22 protein-coding genes are annotated in these 25,097 nt (G+C 33.4%); 18 read left to right on the forward strand and 4 right to left on the reverse strand.

Translation table 11 applies throughout. The annotated features are described in order from the left end of the window. Window positions 1–4: 4 nt before the first annotated feature. On the reverse strand, window positions 5–6,883 hold the full coding sequence (locus tag Q0910_RS27180) for a BspA family leucine-rich repeat surface protein (protein ID WP_299223616.1): 6,879 nt from the start codon (window positions 6,881–6,883) through the stop codon (window positions 5–7). A gap of 214 nt (window positions 6,884–7,097) precedes the next feature. Beyond that, entirely contained in the window at window positions 7,098–8,723 is a 1,626-nt protein-coding gene (locus Q0910_RS27185; protein ID WP_299223618.1) for an AraC family transcriptional regulator, read from the reverse strand. Window positions 8,724–9,095: 372 nt separating this feature from the next. On the opposite strand from Q0910_RS27185, the gene Q0910_RS27190 reads away from it, so the two are divergent. Both Q0910_RS27190 and Q0910_RS27195 read left to right on the forward strand, forming a co-directional pair. After that, the gene (locus Q0910_RS27190) at window positions 9,096–10,610 is read left to right on the forward strand and encodes an NADP-dependent isocitrate dehydrogenase (protein WP_299223620.1); all 1,515 of its coding nucleotides are present in this window, start codon (window positions 9,096–9,098) and stop codon (window positions 10,608–10,610) included. 224 nt (window positions 10,611–10,834) lie between these two features. Further along, window positions 10,835–11,122 carry a hypothetical protein gene (locus Q0910_RS27195; RefSeq protein ID WP_299223622.1) on the forward strand — a complete coding sequence of 96 codons (288 nt, stop codon included), beginning with the start codon at window positions 10,835–10,837 and terminating at the stop codon, window positions 11,120–11,122. A gap of 133 nt (window positions 11,123–11,255) precedes the next feature. On the opposite strand, the gene Q0910_RS27200 is transcribed toward Q0910_RS27195, so the two are convergent. Further along, complete coding sequence (locus Q0910_RS27200; RefSeq protein ID WP_299223624.1) at window positions 11,256–11,579, reverse strand: hypothetical protein; 324 nt, start codon at window positions 11,577–11,579, stop codon at window positions 11,256–11,258. Window positions 11,580–11,732: 153 nt separating this feature from the next. Next, the gene (locus tag Q0910_RS27205) at window positions 11,733–12,569 is read right to left on the reverse strand and encodes an RsiV family protein (RefSeq protein ID WP_299223626.1); all 837 of its coding nucleotides are present in this window, start codon (window positions 12,567–12,569) and stop codon (window positions 11,733–11,735) included. Between the two features lie 242 nt (window positions 12,570–12,811). On the opposite strand from Q0910_RS27205, the gene Q0910_RS27210 reads away from it, so the two are divergent. The 16 genes from Q0910_RS27210 (at window position 12,812) to Q0910_RS27285 (ending at window position 25,047) form a co-directional block, all read left to right on the forward strand. Next, window positions 12,812–13,255, forward strand: coding sequence for a hypothetical protein (locus Q0910_RS27210; protein WP_299223628.1), 444 nt, complete (start codon window positions 12,812–12,814; stop codon window positions 13,253–13,255). A gap of 38 nt (window positions 13,256–13,293) precedes the next feature. After that, complete coding sequence (locus Q0910_RS27215) at window positions 13,294–14,073, forward strand: prohibitin family protein (RefSeq protein ID WP_299223630.1); 780 nt, start codon at window positions 13,294–13,296, stop codon at window positions 14,071–14,073. 195 nt (window positions 14,074–14,268) lie between these two features. Continuing rightward, window positions 14,269–14,829, forward strand: a complete 561-nt coding sequence (locus Q0910_RS27220) for a TetR/AcrR family transcriptional regulator (protein ID WP_299223632.1) — start codon at window positions 14,269–14,271, stop codon at window positions 14,827–14,829. Window positions 14,830–14,883: 54 nt separating this feature from the next. Then, on the forward strand, window positions 14,884–15,294 hold the full coding sequence (locus Q0910_RS27225; protein ID WP_299223634.1) for a nuclear transport factor 2 family protein: 411 nt from the start codon (window positions 14,884–14,886) through the stop codon (window positions 15,292–15,294). A gap of 18 nt (window positions 15,295–15,312) precedes the next feature. Further along, complete coding sequence (locus Q0910_RS27230) at window positions 15,313–16,287, forward strand: alpha/beta hydrolase (protein WP_299223636.1); 975 nt, start codon at window positions 15,313–15,315, stop codon at window positions 16,285–16,287. A 168-nt stretch (window positions 16,288–16,455) separates the two neighbouring features. Beyond that, window positions 16,456–16,866 (forward strand): Rrf2 family transcriptional regulator, encoded by a 411-nt coding sequence (locus tag Q0910_RS27235; RefSeq protein WP_299223639.1) that lies wholly within the window; start codon window positions 16,456–16,458, stop codon window positions 16,864–16,866. A gap of 50 nt (window positions 16,867–16,916) precedes the next feature. Next, on the forward strand, window positions 16,917–17,762 hold the full coding sequence (locus Q0910_RS27240) for an alpha/beta hydrolase (protein ID WP_299223641.1): 846 nt from the start codon (window positions 16,917–16,919) through the stop codon (window positions 17,760–17,762). Window positions 17,763–17,792: 30 nt separating this feature from the next. Further along, on the forward strand, window positions 17,793–18,671 hold the full coding sequence (locus Q0910_RS27245) for an NmrA family NAD(P)-binding protein (protein ID WP_299223643.1): 879 nt from the start codon (window positions 17,793–17,795) through the stop codon (window positions 18,669–18,671). Between the two features lie 75 nt (window positions 18,672–18,746). After that, window positions 18,747–19,676 carry a pyridoxamine 5'-phosphate oxidase family protein gene (locus tag Q0910_RS27250; protein WP_299223645.1) on the forward strand — a complete coding sequence of 310 codons (930 nt, stop codon included), beginning with the start codon at window positions 18,747–18,749 and terminating at the stop codon, window positions 19,674–19,676. 11 nt (window positions 19,677–19,687) lie between these two features. Next, a complete protein-coding gene (locus Q0910_RS27255) occupies window positions 19,688–20,086 on the forward strand; it encodes a DUF4440 domain-containing protein (RefSeq protein ID WP_299223647.1) in 399 nt (132 codons plus the stop codon). A 10-nt stretch (window positions 20,087–20,096) separates the two neighbouring features. Then, window positions 20,097–20,483 (forward strand): nuclear transport factor 2 family protein, encoded by a 387-nt coding sequence (locus Q0910_RS27260; protein ID WP_299223649.1) that lies wholly within the window; start codon window positions 20,097–20,099, stop codon window positions 20,481–20,483. 356 nt (window positions 20,484–20,839) lie between these two features. Further along, window positions 20,840–21,763 (forward strand): AraC family transcriptional regulator, encoded by a 924-nt coding sequence (locus Q0910_RS27265; RefSeq protein WP_299223651.1) that lies wholly within the window; start codon window positions 20,840–20,842, stop codon window positions 21,761–21,763. A gap of 293 nt (window positions 21,764–22,056) precedes the next feature. Next, the gene (locus Q0910_RS27270; RefSeq protein ID WP_299223653.1) at window positions 22,057–22,797 is read left to right on the forward strand and encodes an SDR family oxidoreductase; all 741 of its coding nucleotides are present in this window, start codon (window positions 22,057–22,059) and stop codon (window positions 22,795–22,797) included. Between the two features lie 29 nt (window positions 22,798–22,826). Continuing rightward, the gene (locus Q0910_RS27275) at window positions 22,827–23,297 is read left to right on the forward strand and encodes a DUF1097 domain-containing protein (protein WP_299070096.1); all 471 of its coding nucleotides are present in this window, start codon (window positions 22,827–22,829) and stop codon (window positions 23,295–23,297) included. Between the two features lie 3 nt (window positions 23,298–23,300). Continuing rightward, a complete protein-coding gene (locus tag Q0910_RS27280; RefSeq protein WP_299070099.1) occupies window positions 23,301–24,053 on the forward strand; it encodes an SDR family oxidoreductase in 753 nt (250 codons plus the stop codon). A gap of 160 nt (window positions 24,054–24,213) precedes the next feature. After that, window positions 24,214–25,047, forward strand: a complete 834-nt coding sequence (locus Q0910_RS27285) for an SDR family NAD(P)-dependent oxidoreductase (RefSeq protein ID WP_299223656.1) — start codon at window positions 24,214–24,216, stop codon at window positions 25,045–25,047. The last annotated feature ends 50 nt before the right edge of the window (window positions 25,048–25,097 follow it).

Genomic DNA, 25,097 nt, shown 5'->3' on the forward strand with positions numbered 1-25,097 from the left:
AAGATTATCGTTTTAAAACTAAAAAGCCTTTTAGTTTCTTTAGGGAATTACTTTCGGAGATGTTAATAGCAAAGAAATAGGTGCCTTCTGGTAATTCACCGCCTCCCAGATTGGTCAAACGATTAGCATCTCCTCTGAAAACTCTTGATGTATTATTATATCCAGAAATTTCGAATACCATATCTCCCCAACGATTGTAAATTGAAACGGTATTTTCAGGATGGTTTTCTATACCATCGATTTCCCAGAACTCATTTATTCCATCTCCATCAGGAGAAAATCCGTATTTAGTATCATCCTCTATCACAATTATTGGATCTTCTGTAGTGAAACTTTCTTCAGGACATCCAGTTGCATCTCCAACAGTATTATATGGAATAATAGTTACAAAAATTGTGGTGTTCTCTGGTAAATCACCTGATAAATCAAAAGTCGTCACATTGCCAACATCTTGGTTGTTTATAATATCTGTACCTCCAGAACTTGTACCAACCGATAATCTATATCCTGTAGCATCAGAAATGCTATTCCAACTTATATCTGTACCTACAGAAATATTGGTAGCTCCATTTGAAGGAATCGATAACATAGCACAACTAGGAATAGTGGCTAGCGCTTCTGTAGTAAAACTTTCTTCTAAACATCCTATCGCATCACCAACAACATTATATGGAACAATAGTTACAAAAATTACAGTATTCTCTGGCAGATCACTTGGTAAATCAAAAGTGGTAACATTTCCAACATCTTGATTATTGATAATATCTGTAGCTCCAGAACTCGTCCCTACCGTTAATCTATATCCTATAGCATCAGAAATAGAATTCCAAATTAAATCTGTATCTACTACAATATCCGTCGTACCATTTAATGGAATCGATAACGTAGTACAACTAGGAATAGTGGCTAACGTTTCGGTAGTAAAACTTTCTTCTAAACATCCTGTAGCATTTCCAACAGCATTGTATGGAATAATAGTTACAAAAACTGTGGTGTTCTCTGGCAAATCATCTAATAGATCAAAAGTGGTAATATTTCCAACATCTTGGTTGTTTATAATATCTGTACCTCCAGAACTTGTACCAACCGATAATCTATATCCTGTAGCATCAGAAATAGAATTCCAGGTTAAATCTGTATCTACTGCAATATCCGTCGTTGCATTTAATGGAATCGATAACGTAGTACAATTAGGAATAGTGGCTAATATTTCCGTAGCAAAACTTTCTTCTAAACATCCTGTCGCATCACCAACAGCATTGTATGGAATAATAGTTACAAAAATTACAGTATTCTCTGGCAGATCACTCGGTAAATCAAAAGTGGTCACATTGCCAACATCTTGATCATTAATAATATCAGTTGCTCCGGAACTTGTACCCACTGTTAATCTGTATCCTGTAGCATCAGAAATAGAATTCCAGGTTAAGTCTGTATCTACTGCGATATCAGTCGTACCATTTAATGGAATCGATAGCGCAGTACAACTAGGAATGGTGGCTAAGGTTTCGGTAGTAAAACTTTCTTCTGTACATCCTGCACCATCTCCAAAACTGTTATAGGGAATAATCGTAACAAATATTTCTGTCCCCTCTGGTAAATCTGTAGGTATATCAAAAGTTGTTACATTTCCAACATCTTGATCATTGATAATATCAGTTGCTCCGAAACTTGTACCCACTGTTAATCTGTATCCATCAGAATTAAAACTATCATTCCAAATTATATCTGTATTTATAGCTACATCCATAGCACCGTTTAATGGAATAGAAAGAGTTGTACATGGAGGAGGGTCATTTAAAGTAGACTCTCCAGTCCTAAAACTTTCTTCTCCGCAACTAATAGCATCTCCAACATCATTGTAAGGAATAATCGTTACGTAAAAAGTTCTATTTTCACTAAGATCTATAGGAAAATCATATATCGTTACATTTCCTACATCAATATTGTTAGCTATTTCAATACCACCTTGGGTAGTTCCAACAGAAACTAAATAACCAGTTGCACTATCTACACTATTCCAGCTTAAATTTGTATCTATTGCCACATTAGTTGCTCCATTCAAAGGACCAGAAATAGTAGTACAAGAAGGAACAACAGGAATTAACTCAGTAGTAAAACTTTCTTCTGTACATCCACTAGCATTTCCTTCTTCATTGTAAGGGATTAATGTTACAAAGATTTCAGTATCTTCTGGTAAATCATTTGTCAAATCATATGAAGTGACATTACCAACATCTTCATTATTTAGAATATCGTTTCCACCAGTAGAACTACTAATAGTCAGGAAATAACCATCTGCATCTGCAATTGCATCCCAAGAAATATCAGTACTTATCACAACATCAATAGCACCAATTATAGGGTCTGTTAAACTTGTGCAATCTGGTACTGTAGCTGGATTTGTTGATAGAGAAAATGCTTCTGCAACACAACCCGTTGCAATGCCTTCGTCATTTCTGGGCTCAATAAGAACGGTTACGCTAGTAGAACCAACAAGTACGTTGGTAACAAATTCGTACGATTCAGTAGTAACAGTTTCATTAATTATGGTTCCACTTGGTTGAAGTGTTATGGTAAGCACGTACTCAGTAGCATACAGAACAGGATCCCAAACAAGATTTGTATTTATGGGTACATCAATATCACCGTCTTCAGGAGATGTTAGCTGTGTACATACGGGTATAGGACAATCGCGAATATCTCCTGTGAATGTCCATCCATAGGTATCAATCATAGATTGTCTTTCATCAATACTTTCGCAGTAAAGAAGTGTTTCTGCACCCAGATTAATACCTGTGGTTAATGCCTGTTCTGACCACGCAATTAATGTACTATCATAATTTTCACGAGTTAACGCAGTATTATCCAACATATCTAGCATATTGTTAACACTACTTACATTCCAATCACCTAAAAACTGATCAAATACCGTTGCTCCTTGAAACATAGATTGCATACTCACGTTTCCAATATTCCACATATTCAAAGTCTGGTTAAAACTTGTAGCGCCTCTGAACATATAATTCATATTTTCAACACCACTAACCCTCCAATTATTTAGTGTTTGATTAAATGAAGTAGCACCATCAAACATATACTCCATTGTTGTTACTCCTCTTACGTTCCAACTATTTATGGTTTCATTAAAAGCGGTAGCATCTCGAAACATTCCTTCCATGGTTGTTACCGAGGCCACATTCCACGAATTCATGGTTTGATTATACGAGATAGCATTTCTAAACATTTCTTCCATAGTAGTTACAAAAGAAACATTCCATGTATCAATATTTTGATTAAATGAAGTGGCTCCGCTGAACATCTCTTGCGTATTCTGCAATTCTAGAGTATTCCAGGAATTTAATGGTTCGTCAAAAGCAATAGCTTCTTTAAACATAGCCTGCATATTCGTTACTACTCCAACGTCCCAAGGATTCAAATTCTGATTAAATGCTGAAGCCGTTTCAAACATGGACGTCATAAGTGTAACAGAACTTACATCCCAATTATCCAGTGGTTGATTAAATACAATTGCATCATTAAACATAAATGTCATATTAGCCACTGCGCTTACATTCCAATTATTTAAGGGTTGATCGAAACTTGAAGCATTGCTAAACATTTCCGACATATTTACCACCGAATTTACATTCCAACTGTTCAACGGTTGATTGTATGAGCTTGCAGAACGAAACGTGCGTTGCATAGAAACGACATTGGTTACATTCCAACTATCGATATTTTGATTGAAGTCTGTCGCTCTATTAAACATAGAAGCCATTGTGGTAACATTAGAAACATTCCATTGGTCTAGAGGTTGATCAAATTGAGATGCACTAGAAAACATGCTTTGCATAGTTGTCACGTTAGAAACGTTCCAAGAATTCATTGGCTGATTATAGGTTACAGCTCTATCAAACATACTGGTCATATTCGTTACATTACCTATATTCCAACTATCTATATCTTGATTAAAAGCTTCCGCACTTTCAAACATGCTTTCCATATTAGTAACATTAACTACATCCCAATTATCCAGAGGTTGATTAAATAACTCGGCTCTGTTAAACATTCTACCCATATCTGTAACATTGACAACATTCCAGGAATTTAATGGAGAATTAAAAACATCCGTACCACTAAACATATAAGACATACTAGTCACATTACTTACATCCCAACCATCCAAAGACTGATCGAAACTATTCGCAGTATTAAACATGTTACTCATATTAGTAACGTTGCTTACATCCCAATTATCTAGAGGTTGATTAAAAGCATATGCTTGATAAAACATATCACTCATATTGGTAACATTACTTACATCCCAATCGTTAATATTAGAATTCATCAACACTACTCTTCTAAACATACGTGATACATCAGTAACCTGAGTGAGATTAGGAATCTCTGTAGTGAGATATTCCATATTTTCACAGAAATAGAATGCTTGTTGCATACTTCGCCATACTTGTGTTCCCCATTGATCAAGAGAAATCAATTTAAGGTTGTCCCTATTCGAAGAACCGTGAAATGGTGCAGCATAATCACCTATAATTGATAGTGTATAAATACCTGGAGTCAAATATGTATGAATAATGTCACTAGATACATTATTATTATATTGACCATCACCCCAGTCAACTGAAAAGTCATAGGTCAAATAACCCGGATATCCAGTATTAAGTTCTAATCTGTACTGATTAGCAGCTGTAGAATTATTATCTAAGTTTCTAGTATCTATTGTAATTTTATAAGCCTCCGGACTATTCACCCAACTTTCAACTACTGTAAAACTGATTTCAGGGCAATCAGTAGCTGGTCCTTCATCGTTATATGGAACCACTGTAACATATACTGTATCTCCTGGTGTAAATTCGTTGGTAAAATCCAACCCTACGACATTGCCAAAATCTTGATTATCATATATTATTTGAGTAGTAGCCCCATTTTCTCTTCGGATACTTACTCTGTAACCGGTAGCGTTTGGTGCTGGAGCCCATCGTATGTCAGAATTTGCAGGCACATTAGTATCCCCATCTACTGGAGAAGTTATTTGAGTACAAAATACAAATGAACAGTTGACTATATCACCGGTGATATTCCAGTTATGATTATCAATCAAATCCTGCCTGGCATTCCTTCCATCGCAATAATTTAGATTTGTTGCTCCAAGATTTACATTATCTAAAACATCTTGTCCTGCCCAACCAATCAATATGTTATCATAATTTTCTTGAGAGATCCCACTATTAGATAACATGTTACTCATGTTAGTAACACCGATAATATTCCAAGTAGCTAAATTCTGATCAAAGGCTGAAGCACCGGAAAACATAGTACTCATATTAGTTGCTGAAGCTGTATTCCATCCACTGATATCTTGATTAAAAACCGAACTCGAAAACATATCTTGAAAATTCTCAACGTTACTCACATCCCAATTATCAAGTGGTAAATTAAACTGTGAAGCCCTAAAAAACATTGCAGACATATTGGTTACGTCGCTAACATTCCAAGTATCCAAAGGCTGATTAAAAACAGGAGTTTCTTGAAACATGCTCTGCATATTAGTTACGCTGCTTACGTTCCAACTGCTTATATCTTGATTAAAAACCAATGCCTCAAGAAACATACCTCTCATATTAATGACATTAGTTACATCCCAGCCACTAATGTCTTGATTAAACTGTGAGTTTTCTCTAAACATATAGTTCATATCGGTAACGTTGCTTACATCCCATCGGTCTAAAGGTTGATTATAAATTGCTCCCCAAATCCAACCATCAAACATGCTTGCCATATTAGTTACATTACTTACGTTCCACTCATTTAAAGGATGATCGAAAGTTCTATGTCTGTGAAACATAAATGACATATCAGTAACTTGGGATACATCCCAAGATTCTATGGGTTGATTAAATTGGGATTCTCTAAACATGGCAGCCATAGTTGTCACATTACTTACATCCCAATTAGCAATAGGAAAATTGAATGCAGAACCTTGAAACATTCCAGACATATCCGTCGCATTACTAACATTCCAATTATTTAATGGCCTATCGTAACTCCCGGTATATCTAAATGTTCCAGACATATTGGTAACTTGACTTACGTCCCAATTATTGATATTTTGATTGAATCTGCTCGTTTCAGAAAAAGTGTATTCCAAATTTAGTACTGAGGCTGTATTCCAATTGTCAAGAGGTTCGTTAAACTGCCTTGCTCTGTGAAAAGTATATGACATATCCGTAACTGCGATAGTATTCCAGTTATCTAATGGCCGATTAAATATTACAGCTTCGGCAAATATCCCCGAAATATCTGTTATAGTGCTTATATCCCAATTATTTACAATACCATTAAAAACGCTACATTCTCGAAACATATTTTTAAGACTAGTTACTCTAGATAAATCAGGAGCATCAATTGCATCAAAATTCAAGTTTTCACACCCGAAAAATGCATTTTCCATTGTTTGCCATTCGATAATTCCCCATTCCAGAATCTCTATAATCTTTTGTCTATCTCCAGAATCATTAAAATATATAGCCGGAAAATCACCGCTTATCATGACTGTATATGTCCCTGAAGTGGTATAGGTATGTGTTATACCTGCTGTTACACCGGTATCTATGGAGCCATCTCCCCAATCAACCGTATAATTATAGGTATATGCCGGGTTTATAGGAATTGTGATTTCATTATCTGCAGAAGTACCTGGCCTCGTTGTATCCCATATGGTAGTAAATTCTCCAACAAAACTGGTAAACTCAGATTCTTCAATAGTATAATTTAAGGAAAACCCATAAGATACTGGGCTTATTAATAAACCAAAAATTAACAAATACAGTATAGTACTCAGGTGTATTTTTTTTATCATATGAAATATTTAAAAATCAATTTTCTCCCTGTAAACTGAACTAAAATCAACATTCACTTTAGATTCATCTTGTATTTACATAGGCAAAACTAGGATTACCGAATATATAGGTCAACCCTGAAAACCGTTGTTTTTCATTCTGCTTTTTTCAAAACTATGTATAAATGTTAGTGAAGACGTTTCAAATTATAATTTGAAACCTATAAATTGTATTTTAAGCACTCTTTTTTCTATACTCAGAAGGAGTAAGACCTACTAAATTTTTGAATGCTCTATTAAAAGAAGTTTTGCTTTTAAAACCGGCTTCGTAACCAATAGCTACGATTTTATACTCTTCGTAATTTGGGTTTTTCATTAATTTTTTAACTTCATTTATTCTATATAAATTTAAAAAATTGTTGAAATTCTTTTGAAAACATACGTTCAGTACTTCAGAAATTTGAGGTATGTTCATATTTAATGCTTCGGCTAAATCAGATTGCTTCAAATCTTCATTTAAATATGGTTTTTGTTCTTCCATATATTGTAATATTCTTTCAGCATATGCATCTCGATCTTCTGGGCTTAACGAAGAATTTTGATATTTTGAAGAATTATCCAATACCGGTGTTACTACAAGGCTTTCATTATTTCTTTTCATTACAGCATTCAGCTTAGTTCTAAGGCTCTGGTTTTCATTTTCCAAAAGCTGTTTGTATTGCACTAAATCAGTAGACTGCTTTTTTAATGAAATTCTTCTATTAAAAAAATATCCCCATATTCCCAAAATAAGAATAATACAAATTATAGAACCGTAAATAATGATTTCTTTATTTTGTCTGGATAGTGATTTCTTCTGTTCTTTTAAAAGAGTTGTCTGTTCTTCGAGCTCTCTTTCTGCAATAATGCGTTTACCCTCAGAAAGGGTATTTAAATAAGAATCTCTTAGTCCTTTGTATTTTTTATGTTCCTCTACACTCTTTTTTAAATCACCTTTTAATTCATAAGCTTTTGCAAGATATTCATGAACGTGCATTTCTAATTCTAGAAATTGATTGTTCTTCGCAATTTCTTGGGCAATTGTAAGCATATGAATTCCCTCCGGAAGTTTATTAAGGCCTATAAATGACACTCCAATATGCAAATGCGATTCAGCCTTACTTTCTATCGATTCTTCTGCCGTTATTAATTTTAGAGCTTGTTCTGCAGTACTGATAGCTTCTTCGTACTTATCTAATTTCACATACGAATCTGCCATGTTATTTAGAGCTGTTATTTTTAGATCATTTCTAGAAAGCTCTGTAGCAAAACTATCTACTTTCTGACTATACACTAAAGATTCTTCATATTTCTTTTGATGCATTGCCGTAATACCCAAAGCATTATATGAAGCAATCAATACGCGCTCTGGATTTTCATGGGTTTTGGCAAGTCTAATAACCTTCTTGAAAGTATGTGAAGCCTTATCATATTGTCCGAGATTATTATACATATTACCCAAATTAACCAAAATAATAATCCTTATTTTAGAACCCTCAGGTAGTTCTTTTGCTATATCTAACGCGTTAAGATATTTTTTAAGAGACTCATCATACACATCTATATTACTATAATAAATACCTTGTCCTACAACGGCTAAAATTTCTTCTTCCAATAGGTTGTATTCTTTCGCTAGCAGCTGCAAAGAATCTACATATTTCTTATACAACTCAAAATCTCCTTTTCGATATGTAGTTTCTGACACTTTTTGTAACTCCTTTACTTTTTTGATTCCAATAGAATCACTATAAGAAGTCTGTGATTGTATTGTATTATGAAAAAACATAATAGATATCAAAAAAAGTATTGAACGCTTAAACATTGGAGCTATTTAGAATATAAATGAAGTGTAATATAAATAAAACTTATCTAAAATAGTAAACCTAACATATTAGATCTTATTTCAATTTATTCAAATCCTACTATAAATAATGATATAGCCATAAGTAAAAAATAGATTTGAGAACTACATATTCCAGCTCCTAACTTTCATCAGTAAATATTTAGAATAAATTCATTGTTACCTTTGCTTAACAAATAGATTTTTTAGCATAAAAACAAAAAATCGATATATCTTCCATATACATATCTTTTTAATAATTCATAAAATATATTTATTTAATTCATAATTTATATAAATAAAAATTTATGATTAAAAAATTAGATATTTGTCTTATTCATAAAATAAGACAAGATGGAAAATAACACATTAGTTCAAGAATCAAACAAAAAAAAGTCGCAGAAAGCTGTAAAAATTGCTATTGCAAAAGGTGATGGTATTGGTCCAGAAATTATGGCCGCTACGCTAGATATTCTTAAAGCAGCTGGAGCCAAAATTGAACCTGAATTTATTGATCTAGGTGAGCAAGTCTATTTATCTGGAAATACTGCAGGGATTAATAAAGAATCTTGGGAAATTATTAATCGTAATAAATTAATACTCAAAGCACCAATAACTACTCCTCAAGGAAAGGGCTATAAAAGTTTAAATGTGACTCTTAGAAAATCCTTAGGACTATATGCAAATGTGCGACCTGTTAGTTCTTTGCACCCCTTTGTCAAAACTCATTTTCCTAATATGGATGTGGTCATCATACGTGAGAATGAAGAAGATTTGTATGCAGGAATTGAACACCAGCAGACAGAAGATGTAGTGCAATGTCTTAAACTAATAACAAGACCAGGTTGTGAACGAATAATTCGTTATGCCTTTGAATATGCAAAGGCATATGGAAGAAAAAAAGTGACCTGTATGGTGAAAGATAATATTATGAAATTGACAGATGGATTATTTCATCAAGTTTTTAAAGAAATATCATTAGAATATCCTTGGATAAAAAGTGAATCTCAGATTATTGATATAGGCTCTGCAAAACTAGCTGCAAATCCAGAAAACTACGATGTTATTGTGACTTCTAATCTATATGGAGACATTATTTCTGATATAGCAGCAGAAATTGCTGGATCAGTTGGATTAGCAGGTTCAGCAAATATTGGAACTAATGTGGCTATGTTCGAGGCAATCCACGGTTCTGCACCAGATATTGCTGGACAACAAATAGCTAATCCTTCAGGACTAATTAATGCGGCGGTTTTAATGTTAGCTCACATAGGTCAATTAGAGATTGCAGATAAAGTTAGAAATGCTTTATTAACAACAATCGAAGATGGATACCATACTTCGGATATTTATCAACTAAAAATAAGTAAGAAAAAGGTATCAACACGAGAATTCGCCAATGAAGTAATATCCAGATTAGGAAAAACCCCTCAAAACTTAACTAAAAGTAAGTTTATTGAAGGTTCTGGTAGCATGAAAACAGTTGAATACAAGCGAAAAAAATCGAAAAAAGAGCTAGTAGGAGTAGATGCATTTATTGACTGGACAGGTACTGATCCTAATGTAATAGGAGATGCTTTATCTAAGATCAATTCATACAATCTGAAACTAAAAATGATCACGAATCGAGGAGTTAAAGTATATCCAAATGGTTTAGAAGAAACATACTGTACAGATCATTGGAGATGTAGATTCGTAGCCTCGAATTCGGATATACAAAAAACAATTCCAAGTTATAACCCCATTGATCACGAACAGATAATAGCTCTTTTATCTAAACTAAACGGTAAAGGATTTGATGTAATCAAAACTGAAAATTTATATGAATTTGATGGTAAAAGAGGATTCTCACTAGGGCAAGGAGAATAAATATAGTGTAAACATTGAATTTGCTAATCCGAAGGTACTTTATTATTCTACAAACTCAACTAATTTTTACAAGCGGAATAATTTAGTACCTTTTTTTGACTTTTCTTCTTTAAATCATCAACTCTTACTCTACAGGAATCAAGGTCATTTTGTAAACGCCTTAGTTATCAAATCATTTCCATAAGCGAACTAGAATATCTAACGACTAAAAACACACATAAAAAATGGATCCTATCAATAACAGTATTAAATTAGTAGAAGGAACATATTCTCCAATAAACTCTGCTGATGTACTATTATCTTTAATTGCTGATAAAATTAAGTTTCATAACCTACAAATCTTAAGCTCAAAGGATAAAAATCATCCTCAGGTAATGCATGCAGAAATGAGAATCGCAGAACTGAAAGCTTCACGAGATTTTGTTACAAAATTGATCCTACAAGCTAGAGATCAAGGTCTGCATATGAAAATAGATGGAATTATAAATATAGAGATGTTTAAACAAAATTAATAGTATACCATTTACACTTTCTTTGGAAACATTCATAAAACACCTCAACTACCTAAAATTAGATAGTTGAGGTGTTTTTCTGTACTTAAACCAAAGTATATTATTTTAAAAACGCTACTTCTCTTGCTTTAATTTACTGAGAATTTTGTTGATCTCGAGTTCTAAGTGATAATGCAAATTGCATTAAATCCAGGTCCGCATGTATTCCATAATTGCTGCTTAAACACCCTTTAGTTCCATCGGCACACTCTATTAGAAATAATATAGAAGCGTCACTAGGGTCATTTAATCCCTCATGTCTACAATATTCTATCAAAATACAATCATCTTTTCCGTATCCTTTGTTTGTTTTTCGATCGTAAATTATATCGTCTCTGAACAAAAAATCGGTTGTAAATCCATTTTCTTTAGCTATGCAGATATCCTCCAAAAGCGTTTTATGTGATGATAGTATCATAATATATGTGTTTAATAGTCAAATAAATTTCAAAACCTTGTGTCTAATGCCCATTTCGTTTATGAATTAAATAAAAACTTTCATAAGATAAAACGGGCATGCAGGATTGAGGTAACAGTACTTATCTAAAAATATAATTGCAATTTTTTAATTTTAAAATCTGAAATATGACATCTCAGAATCTTCTGTTTTCAGAACCAGAGATAATTCTTCTAATGGTATTTCTAGAAAATAATTTCCAGAATAGGTTGGACACACAGTACAATCATCAAAATAAAACTTTATAGATTCTGAGTTCATAACAAAGTTATTTCTAAACAACTCAAATTTATCATGAGTCAATTTCCAACAATCATTAAAAGAGTCTTGACCTTCAATACGTGCCTCTAACTCCTGATTTAGTTTAAACAATAAAACTTTTTCACTAGTACTTGTAAATAAGTCTTCGTATGTAATAAATCTACCTTTCTTTATATCATAATTAAGACCTTTAAACATAAATGAGTTATGATGCTCTGAATCATAATAATTGGTTTTGTATAAGAGAATACTTAAAAACTGGTCGTTTTTAGCATATAACTTATAATCAATATTTCTTCTGCTTCTTTTTACATTTTCATATAAAGAATCACAGGATAAATCATTATTTTGAAGTATTTCACTTACGGACTGTTCACTTAGTAGATAGTTTTCCTCTATAAAAGAATTAAAACTACCAAATAAAGGATTGTATTCTTCGCTAAGAAAAGGATATTTATAATCAAGAATTAATGAATTTTCTTCTCTATAGAAGCTTTTAGTACTGATAAAATTATCGAGGTAAGAATTGCCTTTAACATCTGACTGAGAGCTTGAATTACTTAAAGCAAAATTGCTCGATGAATGTTGCTTTTGTATACTCTGATCGATTGCTCCATGGCGATTGTGATCATTTACAATATTACAAGACATAAAACTAATGGCCAAAAAGGTGTAAATTATTTTTTTCATCTTTTTAATATTAATGTTCTTATTAATTCACACAAATTTCTATATTCTATACCATATATTTTTATTTATATTTATAATACTTTACATAAATATTATTTATAATAAACGTTATAATTTCAACGCACAAATCATTAACTATTTTAATAATTTACATAAAAAACATAAATAAAAATATATGCGAAAAGTTCACTAAATTAGTTTAGATGGAAAAATAATTTTAAGTCAATTAAAAGAGATAGAAGATGAGGAAATCAAGAAGTTTACCTATTTTTTTTATAGTCATATCCATGATTGCACATGCTAATATCTCTAATAGCCATTTTAACATTACTTCTATCAAATGTTCGAATAACATAAAACAATTCTGTTTTCATGAACATACAATTTACAGCAGTTTATTAAAAAAGGAGTTTACAGATAATTCTAAAAACTATCTCTACTTAGATACTACGAATATGGACTATATAAGTCCAATTCTTTTGACGTTTCTAAAAAATAAAGAAATGCTAAAAATAAATTCACAGGTAGTTCATATGAATCACTTATTAGAAAGAAAACGTTCGCTATATCAATTATATAAAGTAAATATCTTCGGACAATTAACAAGTCCGGTAAATAATGAAATAAACTATTATAAATCCCAACCACCAAGAATGGAAGGCCTTGGAATACGGTTACGGTTTTAAAAAAATGAATTCCTTTTTAATTATTAAAAGTTAAACCTATGAAAACTAATTTTTTTCTTTTGATTGGAGTCTTAATAATATGCTCTAATTGTGCAGTCATAAGACCTGGTGAAGCTGGAGTAAAGCAAACATTAGGCGAATTTTCGGATAAAGTATCAACACAAGGTACAGTGTTTTATAATCCTCTTGTTAGTAAAGTGATAAGAGAATCAACCCAAACTAACAATATAAAATTGATTCTTAGCTTACCAAGTAAAGAAGGGCTTAGCGTTAATTCTGAAATTTCCATTTTATACCGTTTAGAACAAAACAAGATCCCATCAGTACTAGAAAATTTAGGTCAAGGATATGAATCAATAATTACCAGTGTATTTAGATCCGCTTCTTCTGACGTTTGTGCTCAATTTTTTGCGAAAGATATGCACTCCGGAATGCGTGCGAAAATAGAAGAGGAAATCAAGGCTAAAATGGAAGTAAATCTCAAAAAGCAAGCTGATGGAATTGAACTTATAGCCGTTTTGATGAAAAGTATACAATTACCCAGAGGTTTAGCTAATTCTATTGAACGAAAATTACAAGCTGAGCAGGACGCAATGCGAATGGAATTTGTACTTCAACAAGCAAAATTGGAGGCAGACAGAAAAGTAATAAATGCAGAAGGTGAAAGAGATGCTCAAAAAATTCTTTCTGAAGGATTGACAAAAGAAATTATTAAAATTAGAAGTATTGAAGCTTTTAACAAATTGTCTGATTCACCTAATAGTAAAATAATTATTACGGACGGAAAAACACCTTTATTGATTGATTCTGATAATTGAATTTAAAAAAACACCTACTAAAACTGTCATAGATTAATTAATTTTTATCAATCACAACAAAACCCTGATAAACATTTGTTTATGAGGGTTTTGTTGTGATCAAGTTAGGAGATATAACCTGCACATTTTGCGAAATTGGATATAAATTTATTACCGAACGTTTGGTAAATAACATTTTTTGTTTATCTTTGCCTTATGAGACCACAAAAAGTTTTAGATACAGATTTGATAATTGGCTTAACCAAAGTCTTTCGCGCTAAAGGCTATGAAGGAACCAGTTTAAATGAAATATCAGAGGTAATAGGTTTAAAAAAAGCGAGCTTATACCATAGATTTCCTAAAGGAAAAAAAGAGATGGCAGAACGTGTTTTTGATCATATAGACAACTGGGTAGAAGGTCATATCTTTTTTGCATTGACCGATGAAAACACTAGACCAAGACAACGGTTAGCAAATGGCTTAGCTCATATCAGAACACTATATAATGAAGGAACTGAGACTTGTGTTTTTCGCGCGTTTTCAATGCAAACAGGATTAGAACTATTTGAAAAACAAGTTAATAATGGGATGATATCGTGGATTAACGCATTTACACAAATAGGACTAGCTCTGAATTTACCTTCTCTTAAAGCAAAAGAAAAAGCAGTTCAAACATTAATCGAGATTCAAGGTAGTCTTATCGTAACTAAAGGTTTAAATGATACTACTATTTTTGATAATACCATAAAAGCTATCGAAAAGAGATATCTGGAATAAAAAAAATTTAATTTAATTTTTTACCGAATGTTCGGTAATTTAATACAAAATGATATGAATAAAAAACATCCGTTACCTCCGTTTAACCAAGAAACGGCAGAACAAAAGGTTCAAATGGCAGAAGACGCTTGGAACAGCAAAGACCCTATTGTCATATCAAATGCCTATAGCTTGGACACAGAATGGCGCAATCGAAATCAATTCATTAATGGACGAGCAGAAGTACAAGCTTTTCTTTCTGACAAATGGAAAAAAGAACTCGATTATAAGCTTAAAAAAGAATTATGGGCATATCAAGATAATAGAATCGCAGTACGATTTGAATATGAGTATCGAGACAAAAACGACCAATGGTTCAGAGCATACGGCAATGAAAATTGGGAATTTGATGAAAATGGCCTGATGAAAAAACGGTATGCAAGTATCAATGATTTAAAAATAAAAGAATCCGAAAGAAAATTATAAACTCTAAAACAAAACAAAATGAAAAAATTAATCTCACTACACCTTATAATACTAATGATAGTATTCGGATGTCAAGAAACAAAAAACGAAAAAGCAACAAATAATTTAATTATGAAAACCAAAAATCTCTCAGAAATGACAAGTACAAAATTTAGAAACACTAAAATTAATGGTATCAATATAGCATATCGAGAAGCCGGAAACCCAGAAAACCCAACAATTGTGTTATTACACGGTTTCCCATCTTCATCTCACCAATATAGAAAAGTCTTGAACGCATTATCCAATGATTATCATTTGATTGCACCTGATTACCCTGGATTTGGAAATAGTGATTTTCCTTCACCTGATGAATATGAGTATACATTTGATAACATTGCCAAAACAATAGATGCTTTTTTAGAGAAAAAGAATCTAAGCTCATATACTTTGTTTATACAAGATTACGGTGCTCCGGTTGGTTTTAGAATTGCTACTACACACCCAGAAAGAGTTACTGCTATTATCAATCAGAACGGAAATGCTTATGTAGAAGGATTAGGACCAGCTTGGGCCGGTATTCAAGCCCTTTGGAAAGATAGAAACGAGAATACCGAAAAAGCACTATTACCAGCCTTTTCTTTAAAAGGATTAAAGTGGCAGTACACTCATGGCACGAGAAATGAAGAAAATATCAATCCTGACACTTGGCATTTAGACTACTTAAGACTTTCTAGACCAAATGCTCACGATGTAAACGTTGATTTATTTGATGATTATCAAAATAATCTGAAATTATATCCTGAATGGCAACAATACTTAAGAGATAATCAGCCACCTATGTTAATTGTATGGGGTAAGAATGATGAATTTTTCCCAGAAATCGGAGCCGAAAGCTTTAAAAAAGATGTCAAAAACATTGATTATAATATATATGATACTGCTCACTTCGCATTAGAAGAAGATGGCGATAAAATCATTGCAAAAATTAGAACATTCCTGAAAAACATCTAAAGATAAACCCAGGTGAAAAATGTTAATTAAATATAAATAGAAGACCGAGTAAGCACTTCTTTTCTAATACTAGATCACTGTGAACCAGAAAAAAACAATGAAATTTTATCAGATACAAATTTAATTATATATATTTGTACTGTAATAATTTTAATTACAGTAATTAAAATGGTAAAAAGTAAATTTTCTATATCGCTTCATATAATGACTCTGCTAGCGTACTATCCAGGAGAATGGCATTCATCTGCTAAAATAGCAGAGAGTCTCAAAATAAATCCAGTTTTAGTACGAAAAGAGTTAATAGCGCTTAAAAGTAGTGGTTTAGTAGATAGTAAAGAAGGAAAAAATGGTGGCGTGAAATTAGGAAAATCCGCTAAAAACATTTCATTAGCAGATATTTTTGAAGCCGTAAAAGGAAGTAGTCACGTGCTTAATCTTTCTAGCAATATTCCAGATGTGAGTTGTAAAATAGGAGGGCAAATTAATGAAAAGTTACTATCAATGTTTGGTGAAATAGACAATGCCATCATAGATATTTTAGAACCTCAAACTTTGGAAGCATTTAAAAATCAGTTTTGATTTTTTTTAATCAAAACTGTAATAAAAAAAATAACAGTTAAGAATGTATTATGAATAGAACAATCAAAATAGACGACCTATCCATTTTTTATAGAGAAGAAGGTCAGCAAAACAAAGAAACCATTTTGTTTCTGCACGGAAACCCTACATCATCACATATGTATAAAGAACTGATGAATCTGCTAAAAGATAAATATCACGTTATTGCACCAGATTATCCAGGGTTCGGATTCAGTTCTAGGCCAATCACAAGGCAGTATGAGTATTCTTTCGATAACATTAGTCATACAATAAATCAGTTCATAGATAAACTTGAGCTAAAGAAGTTTTATTTATTCTTACAAGATTATGGTGGTCCAATAGGGTTTCGTATCGCCACACAACGACCAGAATTGATCAAAGGATTGATTATCCAAAACGCGAACGTTTACCTAGAAGGTCTAGGAGAATGGGCTTTGGAGATTGGAGAATACATGCAGAATAACGATCAAGAAAAACTGAATGAATACAAAAAACACTTGGTAAGTTTAGAAGGTATTAAAGAACAATATATAACAGGTACTAAGAACGCTAGCCTAATTGACCCATCTTCTTATTATCTTGATTACGCTTTTCTACAAAGACCGGGTGCCCAAGAACCATTTTTAACACTCTTTGATAATTATGGAACAAACTTCGAAAAATACCCAGCCTGGCAAAATTACCTGAAAAAGCACCAACCTCCTACCCTGTTAGTTTGGGGAACTAATGATAAGTTTTTTAGTAAACCTGGAGGAGAAGCCTATACTAAAGATTTAAAGGATGTAGAACTCCATTTTTTTGATGGAGGCCATTTTATGCTCGAAGAATATAGCTCCGAAGTAGCTCAATTAATAAAGAAATTCATTTCACAATAAATCAAGTTTAACAATTAAAAATCAATAAAAATGAAAGTATTTGTAACAGGAGCCACAGGGTTCCAAGGTGGTAATATAGCACAAGCCTTATTAAATGAAAATCACAATGTAACAACACTCAAAAGAGACCCTGGTAATGGCGTGCCTCCAAGAGAAGGAATTGAGGTAGTACAAGGAGGACTAGAAAATCAAGAGTCATTAGCAAAAGCAATGCGCGGAGCTCAAGCAGCTGTATATTCTTTTCCTCTTATTTTTGATATAGAACTCGCTAAATCCTATACTGAAAACTTTATAACTGCTGCAAAACAAGAAAACGTAGGCTTGATAATTTATAACACTACTTTTCATCTTGCAAAACAAGAAACAGGCTTTTTGGCACTTGATATCAAAGTAGCCATGAAAAAACTATTAGATGCATCTGGTTTAAATGTTATTACGCTGGCACCTGATATTTATCTTGACAATATTGCAGCTCCCTGGTCTATACCGGTTATTTTAGAACATAAAATTGTACCTTACCCATTGGCTTCTGATAAAAAAATACCCTGGATCAGTCACTCTGATTTAGCACAATATGTAGTCAAAGCTATTTCAAAACCCGAACTGACAGGACAGACACTTCCGATTGGTGGTAATCTCGTCACAGGAAATGAAATTGCAACAGCTATATCAGCAAAAATAAATCAAGAGCTCAATTTTGTTGCTGTACCGGTAGATGAGTTCGAACAACAACTTAAACCAGGATTTGGAGAAATAGCTGCAAAAGAAATCTCAAATCTTTATCGATATGTAGAGCAAAATTACACTGATTTTGTAAATAAAGATTTCGCAAGAACCAACCAACTTTTAGACATTGAACCACAACCAGTTAATGAATGGGTTAATTCTGTAAACTGGAATTTGTCTTAAACCTAAATTATGTATTCATATTTCGATATGAAACTTTGAGTTAGTTGCCCAAAATTAGTATTAAAACATATAAAGATGAAAAAATCACATTTTCATAAAGGAGAATTAGAAATCCAGAAAAAATATAACATTTCACATAATCCACGTCTTGCAGAACGAATGTTGAAAGACCATATTATGGATCAACTGATTCCATTTATAGAACAACAATCGACTATTATTGTAAGCACTACAGATGTAAATACTAATATTTGGGCTTCTATGCTCATTGGTGACAAGGGATTTGTTAAAGTTAAAACACCTAAGCAGATTGACATTTACCTAGATCAATTGAAAAGCACTCAAACAGAGATTTTGTTTAAAAATATTCTTGTTGAGTCTAAGATAGGAATGTTATTTATTGACACAGCCACAAGATCAAGATATCGACTGAATGGCTATGCCACATTACTTTCTGATAAAATAGAGGTCACAGTGTCTGAAGCGTATCCTAACTGTCCTAAATACATCCAACAACGTATACCTGTTTTATCTGAAGAACCATCTAAACTTGGAGTTGAAGAATTAAAAGGGACAATTCTAAATAGTATCCACAAACAATGGATAAAAAATGCAGACACTTTCTTTTTGGGTAGTATGAATTTAAATGGCGATATGGATGCTTCGCATCGTGGAGGCGCTACCGGTTTTATTGAAATCCTAGATGACGGTACCTTAAGAATCCCGGATTATGTTGGTAATAATTTGTTCAACACCTTAGGTAATTTTCTTCAAGATCCCAAAGCAGGTTTACTCTTTATTGATTTTGAAAAAGGGCATTCTCTACAACTTTCGGGTGAAACAGAACTATTCTTCGATCAAGAAGAATCCAAAGATTTAGAAAAAACCATGGGTACAGGACGCTATTGGCTATTCAGAACCAAACAATGGATACAAACGGAATTTCATAACCAAATAGATTGGAAGTTAATTAGTTTTTCGCCTTTCAATCCCGAAGTAAAATAAAATAAAAAAAAATGAATGAAAATATAGTAACAGAAGTTAGAAATGCCCTAGACCAATGGCTAAAAGCTTTTAACAATAATGACATAGAGGCATTAATGGCTGTGTACGATCCAGAAATCGTTTATGCTAATAGTGCTAAACCTATAGAAATAGGAATCCCTATAGTAAAAGAAGGCTTCACTAAAAGTTTTGCCATAAAACCAAAAGTATTTTTTAAAGAAGAACAGGCAATTGCAGTAGAGGGTCTTGGTTATATAGCAGGACAGTTTAGAATTGCAGGTACCAGTCCAGAAGATAGCAGTGAAATAGGAGAATCAGGTCGTGTAGTTGTTATTTTTAGAAAAAACAATGCAGGTGAATGGAAGTTGGTGTTTGATATGGACAATCGCCCACCAGATGTAACAATTTAAAATAAATAACATGATAACAAGAAAAGCAATGCGACCTAGAGACGTCGCCAATGAGATTAGTGAATGTATTATCGAAGGTAACATAGAAAATGTATTGGATTTTTTCCATCCTGATTATGTAATGTCTTTTCCCCCGACGGAACCTACTAAATCTGGTTTAGATACAATAAGAGCAAGCTTCCAACCTTTTATAGATGTAAAAGCCAGACTTCTAAGTACAGTTACTGGAGAGTTGATCAATGGTAATATTGCTGTGTTGCAAGCAAATTGGAGTATTGTAGATGGGCAAGGGAATAAAATGGGTGAAGGATCTTCTACTGAAGTTCTTAAACAAAGAGAAGATGGTTCTTGGCAGTATTTTATAGATTGCCCTCTAGGGTTACCTCTTTTGGAATGACTTATTTATAATACTGAACATTCTAATAAAATAAGACAACGTACAAGGATTTATAAAAAACATCTTAGCAGCCTAAAAAATATGTCATTCTAAAAACAGTAAAACATTATACTTACGTTGTATCTGAAACTATAAAAGATAGATTAATAAGAATATGAAAAGCAACCGCAAACAAGAATCTTATTGGAATAAGATATTACAAAAGGAAAATGATGCTGTAAAACAGCCATTGGATGAAACTTTTTATCCTACCTTCAGTTCTTCCTAAATATTACTTGATCATTAAGTCTGATTTTCTAAATTTGCTAATAACTACTATGCCAATGTAGTATAACATTCAAGGTAAATTCTAGGAAATGAAAAACGAAAATCCTGAGGCAAAGTCACTCTATGAATTATATCTTCACTTAGGATTATCTGTAGATTTAATTCAACCTTCTGAAGGATTTGCTATTCTTAATTTGAAGGATATTAATTTTACACTCCCATATCAATCCCCTTCATTCCGTCCTGACTATTTTTCGTTTCTTTTTGTAAAAAACGGCAAAGGAAAGTATACTATAGATGAACACTCTTTCGTGGTACAACCGCATTCCATCTACTTTACCAATCCGAGTAATTACAGAACATTCAGTTGGGAAAAAATTGAAGAAATTTATCTAATAACTTTTGATGAAACATTTCTAAAACAATATATCAGTAAAGACATCTTCACTACATTTCCATTTTTATTGACCGAAACGATTAGTCCTAAAATTGTAAGTGATGAATTTTATGACGAAGTAGCACATATTTATCTAAATATTCACAATGAATACATCAACCAATCCACGGATAAACATAGAATTATCGGGCATTTATTGGCAGTGATGCTTTATAAAATCAAAGCCTATTTTTGGCAAGATTACAACCCGATTTATGAAGGAAACAGAAGTTCACAAATTGTTAAATCGTTTAAGCGATTACTTGAAAAACACTACCGGGATTTAATTATAGGAAAAACAGAAACTGTTTTTAGAGTTCAGGATTATGCCGCAGCACAAAATCTACATCCTAACTATCTGAGTAACATTATCAAAACTAAAACGGGAAAACCTGTTACTGCCTGGATTGCCGATAAATCTATTTCCGAAGCCAAATCACTATTGCAAAATTCATCCATGCCCATCAAAGAAATAACCTATAGACTAGGATTCTCTGAAACTGCTCATTTTAGCAACTTTTTTAAAAAACACACCAAAATATCCCCTGTTCAATATCGAAAAGAGCATACTATTTAATAAACTAGTTCTCTATTTTCCCTCTTCTATTTAAATTTTACAACTAGTGCTGTATTTCGCGCAACAAACAAAGAATAGTTCCTAAATACCTTTGTTCTATTAAACCCGGACTATGTATTAAAACTTCGTCATGAAGGTTGAAAACGCAATAAAACCTAGTGTTTTACAAGTTTTTGCATAGCATCGCTCTGGTTAAACTTAAAAATGCAGCGGAGCGTTAGGTTTTGAAGCAGTTTCAAGCTGTAATAGATTTTTTAATGCATAATCCGGGTTATATTAAAAAAGATAGACAAATGAAAAATTTAAGTAACAAAGTAGCACTTATAACGGGTGCATCAAGAGGTATTGGCGCAGAGGTAGCACTAAATTTGGCCAAGGCTGGAGCAAAAGTAATTATTAATTATTCGGGCAGCAAAGAAGCAGCTTCAGCGATTGTAAAACAAATCAAAACAAATGGTGGAGATGCCATCGCTATACAAGCTGATGTAAGTAACTCGCAAGATGTAAAACACCTTTTTGATAATGCTATTGCCCACTACGGAAAAATTGATGTATTGGTCAATAACGCAGGTATTATGATCAATACGCTTATTAAAGATACCACCGACGAGGATTTTGCTAAACAAATGGATGTAAATGTAAAAGGAGTATTTAATACACTTCGCGAAGCTGCCGCAAAATTAGCAGAAAATGGGAGTATTATCAACTTTTCAACTTCAGTCAATAGAATCATGTTGCCCACATATGGACCTTATGTCGCTACCAAAGCAGCAGTTGAACAATTGACTCGTGTATTTGCAAAAGAAGTAGGAAGCCGAGGTATCAATGTAAATTCAATTTCACCAGGACCTACAAATACCGAGCTGTTCACAAAAGGAAAACCAGAAGCAGTAATCAATAGATTAGCCTCTTTATCAGCGTTCAATCGTATTGGAGAGCCTGGAGATATTGCAAAAATTGTAACGTTCCTGGCGAGTGATGAAGCCAAGTGGATTTCTGCCCAGAATATAGGTGCCAACGGAGCAATGGCTTAACTGCTCTAATCATTTAATTATTACATATTATGAAAACATTTTTAACAGCCCTTGTTATGGGGCTATGTGGAGCATTGGCAGTATTTATCTCATTTTCTATGGGATGGGCTACATGGGTTATGTTCCTTTCCTGGGTAAGTTATTACTTATTCGGAAAATCGATTAAAGTATATTCTCCAAGTTTCTTACAGATTATTTTGGGAATAGTAATGGGAGTACTTATACAGTCTTTAGCAAGTTTACTTGTACCTGTAATGGGAGCATTGGGGTTTCCATTAACCGTTTTTGTCCTTATTGGTTCGCTCGCATATGCAACAAAAATTAAAGGGCTAAATAACATTCCTGCTTGGTTTCTGGGTTTGATCATCTTTTTTGGAGTACACCCAGAGCTAAAAATAATCCCAGTATTGGGTTTACTTGTTCCTATAGTTGCAGGAGTAGTTTTTGCACTGATTAATGACACAGGACTTAAATACATAAACAAGAAATTTAATACATAAACAATGAATACACTACAAAATAAAACAGCCTTAATAACAGGTTCCGCAAGAGGTTTAGGAAAAGCCATAGCAGAAAGATATGCTGCCCTTGGTGCCAATATTGTGATAAACTTTTCAAAAGATAACATATCAGCAGAAGAGACGCTATCAAATATTAAAGCCATGGGAGTTAAAGTAATAGCTATACAGGCTGATGTCAGTAAAGTAAATGACATTGAAAGACTATTTAATGAAACAAAAAAAGTCTTTGGAAAAATAGATATTGTCGTTGCCAATGCCGGTATAGAAATGGTAGAAACACCAGTAACCCAATTCACCGAAGAGCAATTTGATAGATTGTTCAATATCAACACCAAGGGTGCTTATTTCACAATGCAGCAAGCGGCTAAAAACATCGAAGATAACGGACGTATCATTTACATTGCTTCCAGCACCACGGCTTTTCCCGTTCCAGGAATGGCGGTTTATGGTGGAAGCAAAACTACACCACGCTATCTAGTGGATGTTCTTTCAAAAGAAATTGGGCATCGGGGCGTCACCGTAAATTCTATTATTCCTTTTGCAGTGGACCATTCTGGAATATTTGTAGATCCCAATGCCTATCCTGAATTAAGAAAATCTTTGATTGAAAGCTGTCCCTTGGGCAGATTGGCAGAAGTAGAAGATGTAGCAAACTTAGCAGAATTTTTTGCCAGTGATCTATCGTCCTTTGTAAATGGACAACACCTATTAGTAAATGGTGGTGCTACACAATGAAAGCATACTGATAATTGAAATCAATCACTATGGTGATTGATTAGATTATACCAAACAAACCCAACTTCCTCATTTTGGCTACATCGTTCCCCAATTCGGCTACAAGAAGGCACATGTGATTATTGACCTTTGTACTATTCTAATATTAAAATTTAAGATCATGAAATATCAAAAAGAAAACAAAGTTTGGTTTATCACGGGTTCTTCTCGTGGATTTGGGCGTATTTGGACAGAAGCTGCACTTGAGCGCGGAGATAAAGTTGTAGCAACTGCCCGCAAATTAGAGAACATATCTGATCTTCCAAAAAAGTACGGCGAAAATGTGCTCACGCTAGCGCTTGATGTGACAAAGACGGATCAAGTAAAGGCTGTACTCAAGCAAGCCTACAATCATTTCGGCAGACTGGATGTCGTCCTGAACAATGCCGGCTATTCACTTGTTGGTACTATCGAGGAAGCAGGTTTGGACGATGTTCGGGCACTCTACGAGACCAATATTTTTGGCGCGCTCTCCGTTATCCAGGCAGCACTGCCATTGTTACGTAAGCAAGGTGGTGGTCACATATTGGGCGTATCAAGTAGTCTAGGTCTTGAATCTATGCCGGTAATCGGGTATTATTGTTCTACAAAATGGGCATTTGAAGCAATTCATGAAAGTTTGGCTGCAGAGGTCAGCTCCTTTAACATCAAGGTTACACTTATTGAGCCAGGTTCTTATGCCACAGAGTTCGGCAGTCCGGAGTCATTAAAGATGGCCAATGGGCTTGACATCTACTCAGATTTTAAAGGGCAATTTGTACAAGGTCTGCGAAACTTAGAAAGAGGAAACCCAAACGCTACCCCTGAGGCTCTTTTCAAAGTTGTAGATGCAGAGCAACCACCTCTACGACTTTTCTTGGGCAATCTAACATTGCCTTCCGTACGTAAGGCTTACAACGAGCGACTGGCAACATGGGAAGCTTGGAAAGATGTATCCAATGCCGCGCAGGGTTGATCAAAATAAAATATTTTTTAACTTTAACCCTCATTGTGCAATAGAACTTC

It is taken from the genome of uncultured Aquimarina sp. (assembly GCF_947495315.1).
Lineage (GTDB): Bacteria > Bacteroidota > Bacteroidia > Flavobacteriales > Flavobacteriaceae > Aquimarina.